The sequence below is a fragment of the Vibrio cortegadensis genome (assembly GCF_024347395.1).
Classification (GTDB): domain Bacteria; phylum Pseudomonadota; class Gammaproteobacteria; order Enterobacterales; family Vibrionaceae; genus Vibrio; species Vibrio cortegadensis.
In genome coordinates this window covers 2,278,015-2,299,893 of the sequence record NZ_AP025472.1, presented here as the reverse complement: position 1 = coordinate 2,299,893, position 21,879 = coordinate 2,278,015, and the positions used below count along the sequence as shown (strand labels likewise).

Here is a 21,879-nt window from a genome sequence, read left to right as displayed (position 1 = left end):
ATGGAACAGAAAACAGTTCATATTGGTGATATTCCAGTAGCCAACGACAAACCATTCACCCTATTTGCGGGCATGAACGTTTTAGAATCTCGCGATCTAGCGATGCAAATCTGTGAGCACTACGTAAAAGTGACGGAAAAGCTTGGCATCCCATACGTATTTAAAGCCTCTTTTGATAAAGCGAACCGCAGCTCAGTACACTCATACCGTGGCCCGGGCCTTGATGAAGGGATGAAAATCTTCCAAGAGTTGAAAGATACTTTTGGCGTTAAAATTATCACGGATATTCACACTGAAGCGCAAGCACAAGTGGTTGCCGATGTGGTTGATGTGATCCAATTACCTGCATTTTTAGCACGACAAACCGATCTTGTTGAAGCGATGGCAAAAACAGGCGCTGTGATTAATGTGAAGAAACCGCAATTCATGAGCCCAAATCAAGTAGGTAATATTGTTGATAAGTTTGCTGAGTGTGGCAACGAAAATATTATTCTATGTGAGCGTGGTTCATGCATGGGATATGACAACTTAGTCGTTGATATGCTTGGTTTCGGCGTGATGAAAAAATCATCAAACGGTAGCCCTATCATCTTTGATGTAACTCACTCATTGCAAATGCGTGACCCATCTGGTGCTGCATCTGGTGGTCGCCGTGAACAAACCGTTGAGCTTGCGAAAGCCGGTTTGGCGACAGGTATTGCTGGCCTCTTCATTGAAGCTCACCCTAACCCAGATAAAGCAATGTGTGATGGCCCTTCAGCGCTGCCTCTAGATAAACTAGAACCATTCTTGGCTCAAATGAAATCGCTAGATGACCTGATCAAGAGTTTTGCGGATATCGATATTAAGTAATTTAATCTGATATTGTGTGTTTAAAAGGCTGACGAGAGTTGGCCTTTTTGCTTTTTGCTATCAGCTTAGCTAGACGTGTGTGCCTGGGCTAGACCGCCATGCTGCCCATTTGTGTTTATTAAGCGTTTCATCTCTCATTCTTCGTATTAATCGTCGATCTCACAGTAAAACGTTTGCCTGTGATCTTATTTAACCTTAAGTGCAAGTTACAGCACCTATTACACCTGCATTATCTTTTTAGTGTGATTGATTCGACATTAATATGAAAACAAAATGTTACTTGGACTCTGTTAATTTAAACTAGTTCATGTTTTATAGGTCTTTCAAGCATATACACTCTATTTGTAATATTTTGTCTGTAAGCCTATTTATAAAGTAGTGGACCCCTAACCGTTCAAAAGGTATGACAATGAAGCAAAGCCTTATTCTAAAGACTGCGTTAAGCGCAGCTATTCTTGCAACTCTTGGTGGTTGTGCATCTGAACCAACACACGACTGGAATGCAGATACAACGTACAAACTAACGGTTCTTCATACTAATGATAACCACGGTCGTTTTTGGCAGAATAAATATGGCGAGTACGGCATGGCTGCTCGTAAGACACTTATTGATGAGTTGCGTGCCGATGTACGTGCAGAAGGTGGTAGCGTGTTACTTCTTTCTGGTGGTGATATCAACACTGGTGTACCTGAGTCAGATCTTCAAGATGCAGAACCTGATTTCAAAGGTATGACTAAAATTGGTTACGATGCGATGGCACTGGGTAACCACGAATTTGATAATCCATTAGAAGTTCTATTCAAACAGAAAGAGTGGGCTGATTTCCCAATGCTTTCTGCGAACATTTACGATAAAGAAACTGGCGAGCGTCTTTTCCAAGCTTACCAAATGTTCGACAAGCAAGGTATCAAAATTGCCGTTATCGGTTTAACGACTGAAGATACAGCGAAAATTGGTAACCCAGAATACATCGGTGGTGTTGACTTCCGTGACCCTAAAGAAGAAGCGAAAAAACTGATCGCTGAACTTGAAGAGACTGAAAAACCAGATCTAATTTTTGCTGTAACACACATGGGCCACTACGAAGATGGTCAACGTGGTGTTAACGCTCCTGGTGATGTAGCTCTAGCTCGTTACTTAGATGAAGGTTCTCTGGATATGATCGTTGGTGGTCACTCTCAAGAGCCTGTATGTATGGAAGGTCCAAACGTCGCTAAGAAAAACTTCAAGCCAGGTGATGAGTGTAAGCCAGACGAACAAAACGGTACTTACATTGTTCAAGCTCACGAGTGGGGCAAGTACGTAGGCCGTGCTGATTACGAGTTCCGTAACGGCGAGCTAGAGATGGTAAGCTATGATCTTATCCCTGTTAACCTTAAGAAAAAAATTAAGGTAGACGGTAAGAAGAAGCGTGTTCTTATCCAAGAAGAGATTGCACAAGATAAAGAGCTTCTTGAGTTCTTACGTCCGTTCCAAGAGCAAGGCCAAGAACAGCTAGGTATTAAGATTGCTGAGACAAATGGCAAGCTTGAAGGTGACCGTAACGTCGTTCGTTTCCAACAAACTAATCTAGGTCGTCTGATTGCAACGGCTCACATGGAACGTGCAAAAGCAGATTTCTCTGTAATGAACTCTGGTGGCGTTCGTGACTCAATTGAAGCGGGTGACGTAACATACAAAGACGTTCTAACGGTTCAACCATTTGCGAATATCCTAACTTACGTAGACATGAACGGTGCGGAAGTAATGGATTACCTAAATGTTGTAGGTACTAAGCCTATCGACTCTGGTGCTTACGCTCAGTTCGCGGGTATCTCAATGACGGTTGCAGACGGTAAAGTATCTAACGTATTTATCGGTGGCAAGCAATTGCGCTTAGATGAGACTTACCGTTTCACTATCCCAAGTTACAACGCTGCTGGTGGTGATGGTTACCCTAAAATTTCAGGTCACCCAGGCTACGTAAATACTGGTTTTGTTGACGCTGAAGTATTAAAAGATTACTTAGAAGCGAACAGCCCTGTTGATGTTAATGCATATGCACCATCTGGCGAGATTGTTTACAAGTAATTAAGGAATAGTAGGAGAAAGAGTTTGACTCTTAGTCTCTGATATTTTTTACTAAAAGCGGTGCTTCGGCATCGCTTTTTTGTATTTAAAATTCAAGCAATGATTTCTTACTCTTACCCTGTGGACAGACGAATGACTCCTGCAATTAACCTCGCGAAAAAGCGAAAGGTTCCTCATATAATCCACCAGTATCAACATGATCCAAACCATAATAGTTATGGGTTAGAAGCGGCGGAAGTATTAGGCCAAGACCCTGATACGGTATTCAAGACATTGCTATTTTGTATCAATGGAGAGCCAAAAAACCTGGCGGTTGCGATTATTCCTGTAGCACAAAAACTCAATCTAAAATTAGCGGCAAAGGCGACTAAAGCCAAAAAGGCAGAGATGGCCGATCCGGACATTGCACAGAAAACAACAGGGTATGTTGTGGGGGGGATCAGCCCACTAGGTCAAAAAAAAGCACTGCCAACGTTTATTCATTGCAGCGCAGAAACTTTGGTTGCGATATGTGTCAGTGCGGGTAAGCGTGGGCTAGAAATTGAATTAGCACCACAAGATTTGGCAGTACTAACTCGTGGTCAATTTGCTGAGTTATGCTTATAACTACCCTTGTAAGTGATATTCGATTGATGTCAAAGCAACTAAAGTCAAAGAAACTTGAGCTAAAGGCAATAAAAAATCGCGACGAATACGCCGCGATTTTATCAATGTCTATGAGATTAGTTTATGAGATTACTTTTTCAAGCTCAACGTACCGCTGACTCTTTTAGGTGCGGGTTTATTTGGGCGCTGCCCTGAATGGCTCGGACGTGAGTCGCGCTTCCCATTTGCATCTCGGCTTGAACGTCGGTTGTCATTACGATCATCATTTGAGTATCGACGGTTCTCTGAACGTCCGCCAGTTGAACGCCCATCACTTGAGCGGCCCTCACTTGAACGACCAGAACCACGCTTGCTGTTCGGTGCGTGTCTGAATTCATCACTACCATGACCGCTATAAATCTTATGCTTAGGTGCGTTCTCAGCCTGTTGACGCGCATCGTAAAGTTTTGCATCGGTCGCTTTTTTGATGCGATGTCCTTTGCCGTCGACTTTTGAAGCCTCTTCAGTGCCGCTAGAACCTTCACTCATAAGTAAAATTTCAGCCACTTCATCATCCGTTAAATAACGCCATTTACCGTTAGGAATACCATCTAGTGAGATGTTCATGATGCGTACACGACGAAGCTTAAATACTTCAAAACCTAGCGCTTCACACATACGGCGAATTTGGCGGTTAAGCCCTTGCGTTAAAGTAATGCGAAAAGAGTATTGAGTCTCTTTGGTGACTTTACATGGCAGAGTGACAGTATCTAAAATTTCAACGCCAGAGCTCATTTTATCTAAAAAGTGCTGAGTGATCGGTTTATCGACACGAACCACATACTCTTTTTCGTGATTGTTCCCTGCGCGTAAAATCTTGTTCACAATATCGCCATCATTGGTTAGGAAGATCAAACCGTCAGATGGTTTATCTAAGCGACCAATAGGGAATATACGTTTCCTGTGACCAATAAAATCAACAATGTTGCCAGGAACATCACGTTCAGTGGTACAAGTAATGCCTGTCGGCTTGTTGAGAGCAATATAAACAGGGGCTTCTTTTGATTTTACTGGTTTACCATCAATGCATACTTCATCGCTAGGAAGCACTTTCGTGCCCATTTCAGGGATAGTGCCATTGATAGTAACTCGACCAGCATCAATCAGTTTATCTGCTTCTCGACGAGAGCAGAAACCTGTTTCACTGATGTATTTATTGAGACGTTTAGCTTGGGATTCTTGTGACATGAGATTCTCTTAGCGTTTCACAACGATTGTTTGGGTAAGAAATTAGGACGATTAAAAAAGCAACTACCGAGATAGTTGCTTTGATGATTCGTTCAATTTTAGCACTAACTTTAAAAATCAGCACGAACTTTAAAGTCGTGATGTTTTATTGCTGGGATCAGCTCATTCGTTTTTGATGGCGCTCTCTATTTTCGAGTTTTTGTTCTGCGCTTTTTCTCAATAAAACATAAACAGCACCAAACCCACCATGAAAATGTTGTGCGCTATGAACGCACTGAACGTCTTTAATTTGTTGTAACCATGTTGAAACGTAGCTTTTCATTAATGCTGGTGGATTAGAGCGTTCGCCTTTGCCGTGAACAATGACAACGGTTCTAATGTCCATCTTTAAACATTGACGTAAAAAGCGAACAACCTCATCACGCGCATCTTTCAACGTGTAACGGTGTAAATCAAGACGAGCTTGAATAGGGTATTTTCCGAGTCTTAATTTTCGGTATACCCCCTCTTGGACGCCATCTCTTTTAAATTCAATCATGTCGTCCGGTTTAAGCATGGTGGCATTATCAAGAGAGAGGTACTCAGGATCACTTTCAGTCAGCCATATCGCCGCTTCACGTTTAGCGAGTTGGGCTTCGGTGACTTGATGAACCTTGGTGTGCTCTGCAGTATCGTGAGCCATTGGAGTTACGTCACTCATCATCTGTTGAAACAGATCTAAATCTTGGTCTTGAGACATAAGTGCATCTCAGTTAGTCAGTCATAGTGAAATTATATCAATTGAAATTGAAAAAGGACCAGACGGATAGAGAAGTTTTCGAAGGCGGGAATAAAAAACCGGAGTGGGTATGATACCGACTCCGGAGCAAAGCGATTATCTATTTATTGGTGCCATTTTTAGAAAAATAAATGTGGCGATTAAATAGGGCTAAGCGAGCTAGTGAGGAGATTTGTCATGCGTAACTTTGTAGATGATGAAACCGCCGTAAAACAGCATCAGACCTAGAGCACTAAGAATTACTATCATTGAAGATAGTCCCACAGCATTACCAAATAGGAGATCAAGCCAAAAGTCCATGTTTCCTCCAAAGTTCGTAGACAGACTTTAAAGTAATGTGTTCAGAAGTTGTTCACTCTGATCTGGATCAATAATGTTGCTAAGGTTAAGGGAATGTTTCTTGTGGTGTGTTTTTAATCACACTCTAGCGTTTTTTGGTGCTTATCTGAGCGAACGAAATAAAAAATTAAAAAAACAAAGAAAAGCACTTGCGTAACTCTTAAGAATCCGTAATATACGCATCCGTTGACAGGCAAAACGCCTAGTTCAAACGAGTTTATGAAAGATAAACATCTCGGTGAATAGCGCAGCTTGGTAGCGCATCTGGTTTGGGACCAGAGGGTCGGGGGTTCGAATCCCTCTTCACCGACCACATTAAGAAAAAGGCCTTATCGAAAGATAAGGCCTTTTTCGTTTCTGTCGTATAATTTTGAAGTGTAATTTCAGACGTATAGCTTGAGATGATTAAAAGGCTCAAAGGCTCAAAGGCTCGTAGGGCTAAAACTCGCAGCCTGCAGGAGTACTTTTTGATCGTTGATGAATGGCGAATCCTTTCCGTTCTAATAACGAAAGCAAGTTGCGCTCTCCCGCTAAGTGCAAAGTACCGACAACAACCAAATATCGCCCTTTTCCTTGAATGAGTTGATCGCCATCGAGCTTATCTGCCCAGTCATGGTTGCGCTGAAAAACGAATCGCTCACTTATTACGTGGTTTATTTCAGATTCTTCAGACAGCTGTTGTAGATTTTCAATATCACCAGCCTTCCAACTCTTGATTAAGCAGTGTGTAATATCCTCACCGTCATCCCACTCTTCGAGCCCGCTGGCTAATAATTCAATTCCACCATTTGGTAACTGAGTGATGAGATCGATTTGAAATTGAAGCGACTCTAAACCGATAACAGGCTTATCTGACAGTGTGGCTTGTATCATCAGGTTGTTATCGATGCCATATTCTGAAGAGTAACCAAGTTGCTTAAACTGTTTCGCCTGGATAGTCAGCGCCGTTGCCCACGGTGGGGATTGAAGTAGATGGTCGGGTGCAATTTCAAGTTGGCGTGCAATTGTTTTTAGTTTCTGTTGCTGCTTTTTAGATAGTAACTCTGCACTAGTAATAGTGGTTGATGGGTAGCGAATGCCATGATCCTTTCTCGTATCCGTTTCTACGATAAGTCCATCACTCTGCTTTAAGTATTGGAGGATAAAACTAGGAAGAGGGTAGAGAGATGCGTTGCCCACATGGACAGAGCCAAGAATGATAAGCTCTTTATCTCCTTTAGTTGCAGACCAGTAAAGAGGTTCTGCATGAGCCAAAGCTGAAATAAAGAAACTAATCCCAAGTAAAAACGTACGAACTCTAGAAGTCTTAATCACGATTTATCATCCATTCAAATCTTATTTATTATCATGATTGTCGCTAGTCCACATTCAGGTTGTCAATTCTATTCTCGCTACAAAGCGAATGCTTATCAGATTAATGCTTCTAGATTGAATCCAATAACCACTTCTTACCTGGCATTTATCTGTTTATATCTCTCCAAGTGGGCACTTCTATGATCAAAAAAAGGAGCTCAACACACTTGCTGGCTCCTTTTAGTTAATCGAAATAATTACTTCTTTGCTTCATAATGACGGTATTCGTAAACTTGCCCCTTCTCGTTGAAGGCATACACCGAGTATTCATCTCGTTTATGTCCATACTCCATACCCGGAGAGCCCATCGGCATACCTGGAACGGCAAGCCCTTTGGCATTCTTTGGTGGGTTGTCTAAAAATGCTTGTATATCTTCAGCGGGTATATGCCCTTCAAATACATAGCCGTTAATTTCAGCGGTGTGGCAAGATGCAATTTCTGGTGTGATCCCTAACTTCTGTTTTACGGGATTCATGTTTTCATGCAGTTGCTCTTTGACGTTAAAACCCGCGTCTTTCATGTGCTGAGTCCACTCTGTACAGCAACCACAGTAAGGGGATTTATGGTTAAGAACATCCGTTGCTAAAGCTTGGCCAGAGACAAAAGTGAGCGCGGTTAATGCTAAAATTTTACTATTCATAAAAACACCTTATCGATTTGTGTCGTGAGTTTGTGGTTTGAACAGACGCAAGCGGTTTGCGTTACTCACCACGGTAATTGAAGATAGCGCCATCGCTGCACCTGCAACGACAGGGCTAAGTAAGAAGCCAAAAAATGGATATAAAACACCAGCGGCGATTGGAATACCTAGCGAGTTATAAACAAAGGCACCAAATAAGTTCTGTTGCATATTTCGAACGGTAGCTTTAGACAGTTCAATGGCATTTAGTACTGCGATTGGGGATGAGTTTAGTAGCGTCATTTGTGCACTCTCTATGGCAACATCACTGCCACTTCCCATGGCAATTCCGACATCAGCTTGAGCTAAAGCGGGTGCATCATTGATACCATCACCGACCATAGCGACAATTCCGTTATTACGTTGTAGCTGTTCGATATGTTGAGCTTTCTCATCAGGCAAGACTTGCGCGATAACCTGGTCAAGGCCTAATTCATCAGCAATAGCTTTTGCGACGTGTTGGCTGTCTCCGGTGAGCATGACGGTGCGAATACCAGCTTGCTTTAATTGAGTAATGGCGAGTTTCGCATCGGGTTTAATTGGATCTGAAATGGCGATAATGCCGCTGAGCTGGTTATCGATAATGACGACAACGGGCGTCCATGCAGACTTTTTACATTGAGAAATAGCATGCTTTGCTTCGGAAAGATCGGCGTTGAGCGTTTCGGCATGCTGAAGTGATGCGATGATAATATCCTTGCTATCGATTGTGGCTTGGATCCCTTTCCCACGCAGGTTGCTAAATTGGCTATGTACCAAAGGTTCTAAGTGCCGCTCTTGAGCATATTGGCATACCGCTTTCGCTAATGGATGCTCTGAATGACGCTCGGCAGAGTAGGCGAGGGTGAGCAAATCATTATCTTCAATGTTGAACGAAAACAGTCGTTGGACGCTAGGTTTTCCTTGAGTTAACGTTCCTGTCTTATCAAACACCACCGTATTAATCTTACTGGCAGATTGTAGAACATTAGCATCTTTAATTAATATTCCTAGTTCTGCTGCTTTACCAACGCCGACGGTCACCGAAAGCGGTGTCGCGAGACCTAAAGCGCAAGGACAGGCAATGATTAAAACGGTGGTTGCGACGACTAACATGTAGCTCGCTTTTGGATCTGGACCGACCCAAAACCAAATAAGCGCAGAGAGCACCGCAATAGCAACGACGACAGGAACAAACACTGCAGATATAGAGTCAGCAAGTTTGGCAATGGCTGGTTTACTGCTTTGTGCTTGACGTACCATTTGAATAATACGGGCGAGCATGGTATCGCTGCCAACGCCTGTCGCTTCCATGAGGAGGCTGCCATCCCCATTGATAGTACCCGCAGAGAGTGCATCACCAAGAGCTTTGACGGCTGGAACCGGTTCACCTGTCAGCATTGACTCATCAAGATAAGATTCACCATCGACCACTTTTCCATCGACGGGCACCTTTTCACCGGGTCTAATTCTTAACTGCATCCCAAGTTGGATCGCTTCCACTGCAATGCTCTGTTCTGAGCCATTATTAACCAGCGTTGCTTGCTGCGGTTGCAGGTTTATCAATGCTTGTAGAGATTGAGTGGTGCGAGCTTTTGCTTTTGCTTCAATATAGTGACCAAGTGAAATTAACCCGATGATCATTGCACTGGCTTCGAAATAAACATGACGAGAGGCTATCGGAAACCAATCTGGAATGAGCACGACAAATATGGAGTAGAGCCAAGCAGCACCAGTACCGAGCGCAACCAAGGTGTCCATTGTCGCGCGTTTATGTAAGACCGACTTCCAAGCATTGATGAAAAAGTGTTTCCCTGATGTGGCGAGTAACCATAAGCAGAGTAGCCCAACCATTCCCCAAATCAGTTGATCGTGAGTCGTACGGATCATCATGTTGCCGCTTAGCACTCCCCAAAGCATCAGAGGTGCACCGAGTAGCAGCGCTGTGATCGCATTTTTGCGGTATATTTTCTGTTCTTCTTGTTGTTGCTCAAGCTGTTTTTGCTGCTGGATTTCAGGAGAATGAACAAATTCAGCGTGATAGCCAGCCGCTTCTATCGCAGCAATTAAAGGTGTTTGAATCACCTCTTGCTCGGATACCGAGAAAACTAATGCGCTCTGCTCAGCAAGATTAATCTGAACGTGTGATACCGCTTCGACAGAGAGACAAGCTTTCTCGACTGAAGAGACACAACTTGCACAAGTTAAGCCTTGCAGCAATAAATGATAACTGTGATTGGGTTGAGTTTTTGCTGGTGGCGCGTCTGAATGAGGTTCTGCTATTAAAGCCTCACTTGCTAATGGTGTTGACGTGATGACTTTCTCAGCGATTGATTGCTCATCGGCGACAGTTTGCTTGTCTGAGGTTTCTGACTCAAGAAGAGGAGACGCTTGGTAACCTACAGATGCGACTAAGTCGATAATCTGCTGCGATTTCAGGTCGGTCACTAACGTTAATTCGGTTGTCGTGACAGAGAAGACACCAATATGAGGGTGCAGCTCAAGGTGTTGACTGAGCTTCTTTACACAGCGGCCACAACTTAATCCCGATAGAGAGAATTGAACCTTATCCCCAGCATGGTAGCCGAGTGATTCTACTGTATTGATAATATCGGTCAGCGGAAGTGGCGTGTCTACCTGAAGCATTGTCGGGCTGATATCAATGACAGTGCTTTCAGAGTGCTCTACTAATGCTCGTTTGACTTTATTCGCGCACCCCATGCAATTTAATCCATGAAGCGGAAGGGTATAGTGGTTCATGAGACAACCTTAATGGTAAGACACACGATTAAGATAAACCTTACCTTAAGGGTAAGGTCAATGTTTGATGACAAAAAAAGAGATTGGTTAGAAAAACAGTCACAATGATGATGGAGGATAAGAAATTTAAAACAGCACGATCATTGTAGATTTGCTTTAGGGTGGTAAAATGTCGCCACTTTAAATCCTTGTACTCGTAGTGAGCTAACTGAAGTCTCGCTACCCATTTATTCCTAAGGAAATCAAATGACGGTTAAAACTCGTTTTGCTCCTAGCCCTACTGGCTATCTTCACGTTGGTGGTGCACGTACTGCATTGTACTCTTGGCTTTATGCTAAAAACCAAGGCGGTGAGTTCGTTTTACGTATCGAAGACACTGACTTAGAGCGTAACTCTCAAGAAGCGGTAGATGCGATCCTTGAAGGAATGCAGTGGATGGGTTTAGAGTGGAATGAAGGTCCTTACTTCCAATCTAAGCGTTTCGACCGTTACAACGAAGTCGTAGAACAGCTACTTGCAGAAGACAAAGCATACAAATGTTACGCTTCTAAAGAGTTGCTAGACGAAATTCGTGCAGAGCAAGAAGCAAACAAAGAGATGGCTCGCTACGATGCTAACCACCCTAAAATTGTTGCAGCAAATGCAGCAGCAACGGGCGATGAGCCATGTGTTATCCGTTTCCGTAACCCTAAAGAAGGTTCGGTTGTTTTTGATGATCAGATCCGTGGCCGCATTGAAATTGCAAACAGCCAGTTAGATGATCTGATCATTCGCCGTACAGACGGTGCTCCAACGTATAACTTCGTAGTGGTTGTTGATGATTGGGATATGGGCATTACTAACGTTGTTCGTGGTGAAGATCACATCAACAACACACCACGTCAAATCAACATTTACAACGCATTAGGCGCACCAGTTCCGACTTTTGCTCACTGTGCAATGATCCTTGGCGATGATGGTGCAAAACTGTCTAAACGCCACGGTGCTGTATCTGTTATGCAATACCGTGATGAAGGCTACTTGCCAAATGCACTGAACAACTACCTTGTTCGTTTAGGCTGGTCTCACGGTGACCAAGAAATTTTCTCTCAAGAAGAGATGATTAACTTATTTACTCTTGAAGCGGTAAGCAAATCAGCTTCAGCGTTCAATACTGATAAGTTACTTTGGTTGAACAACCATTACATCAAAACGTCTGAACCTGAGTATGTTGCAAAATACCTGCAATGGCACTTAGATAATCTAAACATCAACACCGAAAACGGTCCTGCTATTACAGACGTGATCACGCTAGTGGGTGAGCGTTGTAATACATTGGTGGAATTAGCTGAGCAATCTCGTTACTTCTACGAAGATTTCTCTGAGTTTGAAGCGGGCGCTGCGAAGAAACATCTACGCGGTGTAGCGAAAGGCCCACTAGAACTTGCTTTGGCAAAAGTGGAAGCGCTAGAAGACTTCACAACAGCAAACATCAAAGATGGTGTGATTGCAGCGGTATGTGAAGAGCTAGAAATCGGCATGGGTAAAATTGGTATGCCACTTCGCGTAGCAGTAACAGGTGGCGGTCAGTCTCCTTCTGTTGATGCGGTAATGGAACTTGTTGGTAAAGAGCGCGTGATTGCTCGTATCAAGATGGCTCTAGAGTTTATTGCTGAACGTGAAGCGAACGCTCAATAAGTTTAAGCAGTAACCAAAACATAAAAAGCCTCATAACTTATCGTTGTGAGGCTTTTTTTTGATTGTTAGCTAGTCTTAAATCTTGGAGCGTTTTGAATCTTAGCTAACCGTTATTTCAAATCAATACTGTGCAGTCGGCCCATAAATTCAAGAATCTTCAAGTTATCTTTGTGTGCCACAAGTAGTGCTTTTTTCGTTTGTGTATAAGCGGCAAGTTTTCCATGCTTATTGATAGAGCATACTTTGGTGCGATAGCGGTATTTTCCGTCATCACATAACTCACGCCACTTTGCGATATAGCAAGCGTCACGATGATCTGGATCCGCCAGTGTCGGACTTGGTTTGTAGACAATGCTTGGCTCTAAATTATGAGGGAGACGAGTCATCAAGTAAGGATCTTTGAGCAATTTTCCCCAAAATTTCCCCCACATCTCTTTACCAAGCTCATTGCGCAATGCAATTGCTTTCTTTAATCCTTCTTTCTCACCTATTTTGATGAAACCAACAGAGCGGTGCATCACCGTATCATCAGGCGTATGAATATGAATTTTAAACGCGGTCTTGCTCTGTGAGATAAAGCGATGACCTGTACTGGTTTCTAGATTGCTTTTCTTCATAAGGCTTTATTGTTTACAGTTTTGTTAATTGTAAGAGGTAACGTCTAAAAGTAGAAGTATCAATTGAGTATAGGAAAGAAAAATTGAGAAGGTGATACAAGTTTGAGAATCGGCGAACGTTGAGTTATTACTCTTGGTGCATAAGAGGTTTTATGATTGTAACTCAACGTCCGTTTAAATCTAAATGTGTGTTAATGCTTTTTGAATATCAACGATGTATTGATGCCACCAAAAGCAAAACTTCAATGAGTATCATGCTAGTATCTCCCTATCAGCGATATGAATGTGAAATAGAACTCATTTGTTTTACTGAGTGTAGTGAAACCTACCACGATTAACTAATGAGGATGTAAGCGATGAGCAAGTTAAATGCTGAGCAGCGAAAAGCACGAGATGATGAGCGTTTTTCACAACGAGTGAATGAGCGCAGAGAGAAAGGTGAAGATGTTGTAGCGTATGCGCTTGGCAATAAGAAAGCAGTTAAATTTTTAACTAAGTCAGAGAAGAAAAATCTAAAAGAACGCCGAGCAATGATTCAAGAAGAATTAAAAATAAAAGAGCAACAAGAGCTTGAAAGAATTGAAGCCGCGTTTACGGAAGATAATGCAGAGTAGGTTGTTCATATTCTGATAACCAGCTTTCTTGGAAAACAGCAAGAAGTTTGGGGCTGTCGTTCCAACGCTAGATTTTAAACATTGCTTATGTAGTGACAAAAAACAAAAGGGCTAAGAAGTTCACTACTTCTTAGCCCTTTCTTTATATGGCGCTCCCGACAGGATTCGAACCTGTGACCTGCCCCTTAGGAGGGGGCCGCGCTATCCAGCTGTGCCACGGGAGCATGGTGCTTATCATACTCAATAAAATGAATAAGTTAAGCACTCGTTCTGATTTTTATAGCTGTTTGTTCATAACATCACCAATTTGGATACTTCCAGCAAGGTTGGGCTGATCGACGGCGAGCTCCGCTTCATTTTCATACACACGAGATACCGTTAGTGTAATGTCACTCTTCGATACTTTATTTCGAGGCAGGCCATGTTGATCGATAAAAGAGCCAGTGTGCCAAAGGGTGAGTTTGTCGCCTACTTGAACCCCATGTAAACGACCTAAGTCCATCGTGATGGTGTTGCCAAACACAGCCACAACTTCTGGTAAGGTGATTTTACATGACACTTCAGATTCCAAATCTAGCATGATATTTCGGCTGACTCTAAGGAGCATTTCGCCGTAGGTGGATGCCCAGAAACGAGCGCTACGAGTATCGACTTGGCTGGTTTTAGCAAAAGGCCATTTCGCTACTTCACGGTAGTTTCGGTTGTAGACTTCATTACCTGTTTTACCGTCATAAATGTGCATTTCGAGAGCAAATTGGCGGTTGATAATATCATCACGCAATAGTTTAGATTCAATTGTTGCCGTTAAATCAGTAATGACACCACCAATAATATATTGGGCACCTGTATCTTGGGCGATCATTTTTAGCATTTCAGGTCGCTTAGCATCTATTTCATAATCGGTGGTTCCGACAGATATAAAGCTTCGAGATTCCTGATCAAGCTGCCTGTTAACTACGTGGCTAAAATCGTCGCCAACTCGGTAAATTTGTCCCATAACCGCTTGTTGAGGTGACGCTACGTCAATATTTCCGACTAAGAATGTCTTCTTATATTGATTGGACTGGCAACCATTTGCCGAAGGGTAGATATCAATTCTTGCTTTTACCACCATTTGATTGCCACGAGAACGTTGAGATTCAATCAGAATGTAGCGGACTTCGTGGTTGGTGAACTGATACTCCTTTCTACTTTCTTCCAGGAATGGTCTTAGAGCACTGATACTGCCGATATTTGCCCCAGAAAAGTTGACGGCTTGATAAACAGCATCTTCCAAAGCATGGACTCTTGCCACCTCATCAGACGAAACAATAGTGGCAACACCTGTAACTTCATACCAAGAGGCATTGACACTAAAAGAGGCTAGTAGTGCTAATGTTGTTGATATTATAAGAGAAAATAGTTTTTTCATTCGATTATTACCAGTTGGGTATAAATATTGCTTTAGGTTTCTGTAGCTGATTTCGGTGCTGCTTTTCTTAATTCGACAATTTATGAAAAGCAAAGAACGTTCCAATATTGTAATTCATTAAGAGAGAGTAATGTATACAAAGAGATATTGGGCAAAGCACTAGCATTTATCTGGAGAGTAAGAGAATGAAAAAGTGGCTTATAATGGCAACTGTGATGTTATTGACGTCATGTGCCTATTCACCGATATATAATGGTAAAGAACCGTATTCGGGTAGTCAGTTCATGCTGATGGATACCCCCCGACATACTATGGATTTCTTCGTCGAGAGTATGACTGAAGAGCTAATGATATCAAACACAAGCGTGTCTGCGCGTACACCTATAGCAGTGACCTCTTTTGTTGATCTGCAAAGTATGGATGCGACAAACTGGCTTGGCAACTCAGTGTCTGAAGGCTTTATCCATCAATTGCAACGCCGCGGTTTTAAGGTCGTTGACTTTAAAGCGACAGGGTCGATTCAAGTGACCCAACAGGGTGACTTTGCTTTGAGCCGAGATTGGAAAGATCTCGCGCAAGAGCAAGATATCCAATATATTTTGACCGGAACAATGTTACGCCAAGAGGGTGGTGTTTTGGTCAATGCCCGAGTCGTGGGTATGCAAACTAGAATTGTTGTGGCTACGGCACAAGGTTTCCTTCCTGCGGACAGAATTGGCCGTGATTTAGATACACTGAATAGTATTAGAACTCAGGATGGCGTTATTATCCGCTCTGATCCAAGAATGAAGCAGCCTTATACTGTTATTCTTCGTCCATAGGTATTGGTTATGAAAAAAGTTATATCTCTAATATTTGTTTTGATCCTCGTGGGTTGTCAGCCATTGCAAACAATGCGTGAAGATGAAGTTCTTGTCGCGGTCGGTTATGCCAGCATTAGCGAGCAAAGCGGTAGAACGGATGAAGAGAGACGAGTAAGAGCAATGAGAGCGTCAAAACTGGATGCTTACCGTGAGCTTGCTGAACAAGTCTACGGCATGCGAGTCAGTGGGCGTGCAGAGCTACAAGACCAACGCTTAGGTACAGAAGCAACATCAGGTGCCGTTGATGGTGTCATTCGAGGTGCTGAAGTGTTGAGAAGTTATCCGGTAGGCGATAGTTATGTGACTGAGCTGAAACTTGATATTCGTAAAATGGATAAGCTACGTGATTATGGTGAAGTACAACAAGTACCAGATAACCGTAGACAAACTCTGTTTTAGAAATATAAATAGATAGATGAACCAAAGTATGGTTCCAGTTTGAATCAGTCAACCAGTAGCAATATAGGCTAGTTTACGTTTTTCTCCAGAGAACCAATTAGCCATATAACGGTTATGTCCGATTTATGTGAAACTGTACAGACGGCAAAAAGCGGCTATCAAAGCCGCTTTTTTATGTTCTTATTTTAATGCTCTAGCATTGCTGATGAGCTTTTGCGTCTGGTATTTAGTTTTGAATTATTCAGCTTTGAACGATTATACTTTAGACGCTTAAGTAGTCGCTTATGCTTTAATGTTGGTGCCTAGGGTGGAAACCGAGTTTGTTTGGCCTCCTGCATTATAGGTCATACCAACTTTGCCTTGGCTTTGCTGCATCAAGTTATTCAGTTTATTGAAACTTAATTGTGCTCTTTGTAGGGCTTCACCATTCGCACTATTCGCTTGTTGACAATCATGAATAATAGATTGAATAAGAGAGACCATTTCAGCAAGTGCTGGGTCTTCTTTAAGCTCTGCAACATTGGTGTGTGATGCAATTCGTTGATCAGTCTGTCTTAGCTGACTAATTAGAGTCACTTTTTCTTTTGCGATGCGTTCAATATCAACGGATACACGGCTAGTGATCGCAATTTTTTCAAGATCAAGATGTTCAGACAGGTCCTGAGCATTCTTGAGTTGATAATTGACTAGATCAGTTAAAGTCGCCATCGTTTATTATCAGCCTCGATTAGGCTTCAAGCCCTGAAAATTCATTTTCAAATTTCATCATGTTATCAGCCAGTTTTTCTGGATCTACGCTGTAAGATCCATTAGAAATAGCTTCTTTAATTGCTGCTACCTTAGCACTATCAAAACTCGGTTGAGATGCCATTTGTTGGTGAAGTTGACCAATCGCTTTGCCTTGCTGGCTTAGCGATACTTCGTCTTGTTTACCCGTTGCTTTAGGTGCAGATTCCGAGCGACTTGATGCATTCGATTCTGCGCGTGCAGAACTACGATTTGTCGTCGTCATGGGTTGCCCGGAACGTATGTTATCAATACCTGCCATATAAGAGCCTTACTTACGAATTTAGAAACCTGTACAGTCAATATCGACGTCAGGAAGGAATACTTTAGCCTTTTTTTAGTGATTATTTAATCATCATATCTTAAATAGAATAATTTAATTGCTTTTTTATTGAACGACAACGAGTTAAATAGCAAACAAATTGCACTTTAAGCATAAAAATAAAGCTTTTAGAGATTAAAAATAGATAGTGACTTCAGCAATCCCTGTCACTTGCCCATCAATTATACGCTTAGATGTATCATTTTTCACCCGGACCTGATCACCCGTTGACCCGTCCTGAAGAGAGGTTCCTTTAGTTGTGATAGTCATTCCAGATTTGACGGCTCTTATTACCACTTTTTCATTTCGACACACAATGCAGACATCGCCACGCTCAACAACCTCTCCTGGGCGAATACTTTTTTTCAATTTTGCGCCAATAACAAGCTTAGGATCCGAAAACCCTTGGCGTCTAAAGCGGTGCAGTTCTATCATGCCCATAGTGAGATCGCTTTGGCTGATCAAGTCCCCACGAGAGAGTGATCGGGTCGCGGTGACGAGCGGAACGGAAATGGATAAACGAACAGGCACATATATTCGCCAGTTATCTGCTTCGCATTGCACAAGAACATTGATGTTACTGGTAGAATTGCTAGAATTTGAGGCACTAGTTTTGAGCGGTTGAGGGCAATCACTCGCCTTCACTCGAGAATCAATATTTGCCGCTTGTACTGATAGTTCCCCCCCTGGTGGTTGCTGAATTGTATCGAAAATGTGATTTTCAGCAGCTTTCTGGATCAATTCAATTTGTTGTTCTGTAGCCGCGTGGGAGAAAAAACTAAACAAAACGAATAAAATGCCGATAGACTTAACAAAAGTTTTATAGAAAGCTCTACACTTAGTGATGGAAAATGGATCTAAATTATTCATATAATATGCCATTCTGTTTCTCTGTTCTTCACGTAGACGATAATAGACTATCATTTTTGAGATAAAAAGTTTGAGATGGAGATGAGCTTATGACGGGTGTTCTTGATTCAGTGAATCAGCGTACGCAACTTGTTGGTCAAAACCGATTGGAACTTTTAACGTTTCGTCTAATGGGACGACAACGTTACGGTATCAATGTATTTAAAGTAAAAGAAGTACTTCAATGCCCTAAGCTTACTTCAATGCCAAACTTGCATCCGCTGGTTAAAGGCTTGGCACATATTCGCGGTCAAACTATTTCCGTGATTGACTTGAGTGCCGCAATAGGTGGTCGTCCTACAACAGATATAGATAAGTGCTTTGTTGTTATTTCTGAGTTCAACCGTACTATTCAAGGTTTCCTTGTGAGTTCTGTCGAGCGAATTATTAATATGCACTGGGAATCTATCTTGCCACCGCCAGACGGAGCGGGCAAAGCCAATTACCTAACCGCTGTGACAAATATTGATAATGAGTTGGTAGAAATTTTAGATGTAGAAAAAATCTTAATGGAGATTTCACCTGCTGATGAGACGATGGATACCGACCTTGTTGAAGAGATTGCTCAAGTTGAACAAGAAAAAGTTCGCCGAATCTTAATTGCCGATGACTCAACGGTTGCTCGTAAACAAGTGCAAAGAGCGATTGAAGGGATAGGGTTTGAAGTTATATCGGTTAAAGATGGTAAAGAAGCTTATGAAAAGCTGATTGAAATGGCTGAAGAAGGTAGTATATACGAGCAAATATCGTTAGTTATCTCGGATATAGAAATGCCAGAAATGGACGGCTACACGCTAACGGCAGAGATTAGACGAAATCCGCATTTAAAAGATTTATACGTCATACTTCACTCTTCACTTAGTGGCGTATTTAACCAAGCAATGGTTGAAAGGGTGGGTGCAAACTCATTTATAGCGAAATTTAACCCGGATGAGCTTGGTACAGCAGTGAAAACTGCATTAACTAATTAAAAGAGACATTAATGACTGCAATAACTATAAGTGATCAAGAATATCGTGATTTTAGTCGTTTTTTAGAATCCCAGTGCGGTATTGTGCTTGGAGATAGCAAGCAATACCTAGTTAGAAGCCGTTTAAGTCCATTGGTGACTAAGTTTAAACTCGACTCTCTTTCTACTCTTCTAAGGGATGTTGTTAGCGGAAGAAATCGTGAATTGCGAGTTGCCGCTGTTGATGCGATGACGACAAATGAAACACTTTGGTTTCGTGATACTTATCCGTTTGCTGTTTTAGCTGACAAGTTATTACCGGAAATGGCAGCAAATAAACGCCCAATTAAGATTTGGTCTGCGGCGAGCTCTTCGGGCCAAGAACCTTACTCGATGGGGATGACGATCTTAGAGACTCAAGCTCGCAAGCCGGGAATGATACCTAATGTGTCGATTACTGCCACTGACATCTCTGCAAGCATGCTTGATATGTGTCGTGCGGGTGTTTATGACAATCTAGCTTTAGGTCGTGGTTTATCTCCAGAACGTCGCCGTACCTTTTTTGAGGACGCTGGTGATGGTCGAATGAAAATCAAAGACAATGTGAAGCGTCTGGTTAACTTTCGTCCTCAAAACTTGATGGACAGTTATGCATTAATTGGTAAATTTGACATTATCTTCTGCCGTAATGTTCTTATTTACTTCTCACCAGAGATGAAGTCGCAAGTACTTAACCAGATGGCAAATAGCCTTAATCCTGGTGGTTACCTGCTTTTAGGTGCTTCAGAGTCTTTGACTGGTTTAACAGATAAGTTTGAAATGGTTCGATGTAACCCTGGAATTATTTATAAACTGAAATAGTCGACTCTGACGTATACAATAAGAAGCCTAGCATTGTTGCTAGGTTTTTTTTCGTTTGAACAAATTTATCCCTTCTATACTCAAACAATGCCTTTCTTTCAGTGATGACTACTAAAGTGGGCTCATATCTTAATTAAAGTCAAGATGGCTCATTTATTGCTAGATATTTATCAGTAGTGAAGATGAAATGTAGATTAGTAGTATTGATTTAAAAGTTGGTACGTTAATTGCTTTTATTTAACTATACGGTCAGTTCTTTAAGTTGAGGTAAACATGGCTATTTCTTTTGACAAAGCATTAGGTATCCACCAATACACGGTTGGTGTACGTGAGCGCAACGCTGAGGTTATATCAACCAATATCGCGCAAGCAAACACACCTGGCTTTAAAGCAAAAGGAATGGACTTTCAGAAAGCACTGCAAGCGGCAAGTTCAGGGGCAAGCATTGGTCTTAGCGAAACTGACGGTCGGCATATTTCTGCCTCTACAACAGTGACTGGGGAAAAACTGTATCGAGTTCCTACTCAGCCTGATACTGGAGATGGCAACACAGTTGATGTTGATTTAGAGCGTAACTTGTTTATGCAAAATCAAATTAGACACCAAGCCTCTCTTGACTTCTTAGGAAGTAAATTCAAGAACTTAACTAAAGCACTTAAAGGGGAATAATTAGATGAGCTTATTTAATGTATTCAATGTAACAGGTTCAGCCATGAGTGCGGAATCAGTTCGTCTTAATACAACCTCTAGTAACTTAGCGAACGCGGACAGCGTAAGTAGTTCTGTTAAAGACACTTATAAAGCTCGCCACGCGGTGTTTGGTGCGGAATTAAGTAAAGCGCGTTATAACCGTGACCATAACGTGCCAGTGAAAGTATTAGGTATTGTAGAAAGTGATAAACCACTCAATGCAGAATATAACCCGGATCACCCATTAGCGAATGACGAAGGTTTTATTTACAAACCGAACGTTAACGTGATGGAAGAAATGGCAAACATGATATCAGCTTCTCGTGCGTACCAAACGAACGTACAAGTAGCGGATTCAAGTAAACAGATGCTGCTGCGTACGCTGCAGATGGGTCAATAAGGTTCAGGGGGTAGCGTATGGCCGGAATAAATAATATTGGTCAACAAAGCGGCTTGTCCTATGTTGATCAGCTAAAAAGCCTTCAAGAGAATACCAAGAAGCCAGATGAGACAACGGGGAAACAAGATCTTAAACAAGAAGATTTTCTATCTCTGCTCACCAAGCAACTTGCTCAACAAGATCCTTTTAAGCCGGTTAGCAATGACCAAATGATTGCGCAAATGGCTTCATTTGCGACGGTTGATGGCATTGGAAAAATGAATACACAGTTTGAAAGCTTGAATTCATCAATGACATCTAACCAAGCACTACAGGCGTCTTCATTAGTAGGGCGTGATGTACTTGTTCCAGGTGCTGCGGGTATTAAGCAGGCAGAAGGCGGAATGGCGGCGATGGTTAAACTCCCTCAAGCAGTGGACAATTTATTTGTACGCGTTGAGAACGAGATGGGCCAATTAATTCGTACGTTAGACGTTGGAGCTAAGACTGCTGGTGATACTCGTGTTGAATGGGACGGAAAAGATGAAAACGGTAATCCATTGCCAGCTGGCAAATATAACGTGAAAGCGGCAGGTTTGTTGGATGGAGAGAGTGCTGAATTCGGCGTATCAACGTATGCGAACGTGAACAGTGTTCTTCTTGGTAAAGGTGATGGTAACGTACTGCTCAATCTGGCTGGATTTCCTTCGCCAGTTCGACTTGCTGAAGTACTAGAAGTTGGCAAAGCGTAACGCTT

The 21,879-nt window shown here is 42.2% G+C and carries 23 protein-coding genes and 2 tRNA genes; 13 read left to right on the top strand and 12 right to left on the bottom strand.

Annotated elements, in window-relative coordinates; all coding sequences use genetic code 11:
* The 3 genes from kdsA (at position 1) to ybaK (ending at position 3,529) form a co-directional block, all read left to right on the top strand.
* Positions 1-852, top strand: a complete 852-nt coding sequence (gene kdsA, locus OCV39_RS10790) for a 3-deoxy-8-phosphooctulonate synthase (RefSeq protein ID WP_017054218.1) — start codon at positions 1-3, stop codon at positions 850-852.
* A 409-nt stretch (positions 853-1,261) separates the two neighbouring features.
* Positions 1,262-2,923 carry a bifunctional UDP-sugar hydrolase/5'-nucleotidase UshA gene (gene ushA / locus OCV39_RS10785; protein ID WP_261888450.1) on the top strand — a complete coding sequence of 554 codons (1,662 nt, stop codon included), beginning with the start codon at positions 1,262-1,264 and terminating at the stop codon, positions 2,921-2,923.
* Between the two features lie 132 nt (positions 2,924-3,055).
* A complete protein-coding gene (gene ybaK, locus OCV39_RS10780) occupies positions 3,056-3,529 on the top strand; it encodes a Cys-tRNA(Pro) deacylase (RefSeq protein WP_261888449.1) in 474 nt (157 codons plus the stop codon).
* Between the two features lie 129 nt (positions 3,530-3,658).
* Here ybaK and rluF read toward each other — a convergent pair whose 3' ends face one another.
* The 3 genes from rluF to OCV39_RS10765 all read right to left on the bottom strand — a co-directional run bounded on the left by rluF (position 3,659) and on the right by OCV39_RS10765 (position 5,834).
* Entirely contained in the window at positions 3,659-4,756 is a 1,098-nt protein-coding gene (rluF, locus tag OCV39_RS10775; RefSeq protein WP_113795368.1) for a 23S rRNA pseudouridine(2604) synthase RluF, read from the bottom strand.
* Positions 4,757-4,913: 157 nt separating this feature from the next.
* Positions 4,914-5,495, bottom strand: coding sequence for a DNA endonuclease SmrA (smrA, locus tag OCV39_RS10770; protein WP_113795367.1), 582 nt, complete (start codon positions 5,493-5,495; stop codon positions 4,914-4,916).
* A gap of 198 nt (positions 5,496-5,693) precedes the next feature.
* Positions 5,694-5,834: a DUF3149 domain-containing protein gene (locus OCV39_RS10765; protein WP_017054223.1), complete on the bottom strand. Its 141-nt coding sequence runs from the start codon at positions 5,832-5,834 to the stop codon at positions 5,694-5,696.
* Positions 5,835-6,109: 275 nt separating this feature from the next.
* On the opposite strand from OCV39_RS10765, the gene OCV39_RS10760 reads away from it, so the two are divergent.
* A tRNA-Pro gene (locus tag OCV39_RS10760) sits at positions 6,110-6,186 on the top strand.
* 125 nt (positions 6,187-6,311) lie between these two features.
* On the opposite strand, the gene OCV39_RS10755 is transcribed toward OCV39_RS10760, so the two are convergent.
* From OCV39_RS10755 to OCV39_RS10745, 3 genes are all read right to left on the bottom strand, one after another.
* Positions 6,312-7,187: a TraB/GumN family protein gene (locus OCV39_RS10755; RefSeq protein WP_113795366.1), complete on the bottom strand. Its 876-nt coding sequence runs from the start codon at positions 7,185-7,187 to the stop codon at positions 6,312-6,314.
* A 236-nt stretch (positions 7,188-7,423) separates the two neighbouring features.
* Positions 7,424-7,867, bottom strand: coding sequence for a DUF411 domain-containing protein (locus OCV39_RS10750; protein ID WP_017053319.1), 444 nt, complete (start codon positions 7,865-7,867; stop codon positions 7,424-7,426).
* Between the two features lie 9 nt (positions 7,868-7,876).
* Positions 7,877-10,645, bottom strand: coding sequence for a heavy metal translocating P-type ATPase (locus tag OCV39_RS10745; RefSeq protein WP_261888448.1), 2,769 nt, complete (start codon positions 10,643-10,645; stop codon positions 7,877-7,879).
* 246 nt (positions 10,646-10,891) lie between these two features.
* On the opposite strand from OCV39_RS10745, the gene gltX reads away from it, so the two are divergent.
* Complete coding sequence (gene gltX, locus OCV39_RS10740; protein WP_017053317.1) at positions 10,892-12,322, top strand: glutamate--tRNA ligase; 1,431 nt, start codon at positions 10,892-10,894, stop codon at positions 12,320-12,322.
* 110 nt (positions 12,323-12,432) lie between these two features.
* On the opposite strand, the gene OCV39_RS10735 is transcribed toward gltX, so the two are convergent.
* Complete coding sequence (locus OCV39_RS10735) at positions 12,433-12,939, bottom strand: Fe3+-citrate ABC transporter substrate-binding protein (RefSeq protein WP_113795364.1); 507 nt, start codon at positions 12,937-12,939, stop codon at positions 12,433-12,435.
* Positions 12,940-13,295: 356 nt separating this feature from the next.
* Here OCV39_RS10735 and OCV39_RS10730 point away from each other — a divergent pair, with 356 nt between their 5' ends.
* Entirely contained in the window at positions 13,296-13,553 is a 258-nt protein-coding gene (locus OCV39_RS10730; RefSeq protein ID WP_113795363.1) for a DNA polymerase III subunit epsilon, read from the top strand.
* A 147-nt stretch (positions 13,554-13,700) separates the two neighbouring features.
* Here OCV39_RS10730 and OCV39_RS10725 read toward each other — a convergent pair.
* Both OCV39_RS10725 and OCV39_RS10720 read right to left on the bottom strand, forming a co-directional pair.
* Positions 13,701-13,777, bottom strand: a tRNA-Arg gene (locus OCV39_RS10725).
* A gap of 53 nt (positions 13,778-13,830) precedes the next feature.
* Positions 13,831-14,964: a flagellar assembly protein FlgT gene (locus OCV39_RS10720; protein ID WP_171757355.1), complete on the bottom strand. Its 1,134-nt coding sequence runs from the start codon at positions 14,962-14,964 to the stop codon at positions 13,831-13,833.
* Positions 14,965-15,149: 185 nt separating this feature from the next.
* Between OCV39_RS10720 and OCV39_RS10715 the strand changes: the two genes are divergently transcribed.
* Positions 15,150-15,785, top strand: a complete 636-nt coding sequence (locus OCV39_RS10715; RefSeq protein WP_029203444.1) for a FlgO family outer membrane protein — start codon at positions 15,150-15,152, stop codon at positions 15,783-15,785.
* Between the two features lie 9 nt (positions 15,786-15,794).
* Positions 15,795-16,226, top strand: a complete 432-nt coding sequence (gene flgP / locus OCV39_RS10710; RefSeq protein ID WP_017053312.1) for a flagellar assembly lipoprotein FlgP — start codon at positions 15,795-15,797, stop codon at positions 16,224-16,226.
* A 282-nt stretch (positions 16,227-16,508) separates the two neighbouring features.
* Here the strand turns inward: flgP and OCV39_RS10705 are convergent, their stop codons facing one another.
* From OCV39_RS10705 to flgA, 3 genes are all read right to left on the bottom strand, one after another.
* On the bottom strand, positions 16,509-16,934 hold the full coding sequence (locus tag OCV39_RS10705; RefSeq protein ID WP_171757353.1) for a flagella synthesis protein FlgN: 426 nt from the start codon (positions 16,932-16,934) through the stop codon (positions 16,509-16,511).
* A gap of 19 nt (positions 16,935-16,953) precedes the next feature.
* A complete protein-coding gene (flgM, locus tag OCV39_RS10700; RefSeq protein WP_017053310.1) occupies positions 16,954-17,274 on the bottom strand; it encodes a flagellar biosynthesis anti-sigma factor FlgM in 321 nt (106 codons plus the stop codon).
* Positions 17,275-17,469: 195 nt separating this feature from the next.
* A complete protein-coding gene (flgA, locus tag OCV39_RS10695; RefSeq protein ID WP_017053309.1) occupies positions 17,470-18,216 on the bottom strand; it encodes a flagellar basal body P-ring formation chaperone FlgA in 747 nt (248 codons plus the stop codon).
* Positions 18,217-18,293: 77 nt separating this feature from the next.
* Between flgA and OCV39_RS10690 the strand changes: the two genes are divergently transcribed.
* The 5 genes from OCV39_RS10690 (at position 18,294) to flgD (ending at position 21,874) form a co-directional block, all read left to right on the top strand.
* On the top strand, positions 18,294-19,214 hold the full coding sequence (locus OCV39_RS10690) for a chemotaxis protein CheV (RefSeq protein ID WP_113795361.1): 921 nt from the start codon (positions 18,294-18,296) through the stop codon (positions 19,212-19,214).
* Positions 19,215-19,225: 11 nt separating this feature from the next.
* Entirely contained in the window at positions 19,226-20,053 is an 828-nt protein-coding gene (locus OCV39_RS10685) for a protein-glutamate O-methyltransferase (protein ID WP_017053307.1), read from the top strand.
* Positions 20,054-20,326: 273 nt separating this feature from the next.
* Positions 20,327-20,722: a flagellar basal body rod protein FlgB gene (gene flgB, locus OCV39_RS10680; RefSeq protein WP_017053306.1), complete on the top strand. Its 396-nt coding sequence runs from the start codon at positions 20,327-20,329 to the stop codon at positions 20,720-20,722.
* Between the two features lie 4 nt (positions 20,723-20,726).
* Entirely contained in the window at positions 20,727-21,143 is a 417-nt protein-coding gene (gene flgC, locus OCV39_RS10675; protein ID WP_017053305.1) for a flagellar basal body rod protein FlgC, read from the top strand.
* A gap of 17 nt (positions 21,144-21,160) precedes the next feature.
* On the top strand, positions 21,161-21,874 hold the full coding sequence (gene flgD / locus OCV39_RS10670; RefSeq protein ID WP_017053304.1) for a flagellar hook assembly protein FlgD: 714 nt from the start codon (positions 21,161-21,163) through the stop codon (positions 21,872-21,874).
* Positions 21,875-21,879: the final 5 nt, after the last annotated feature.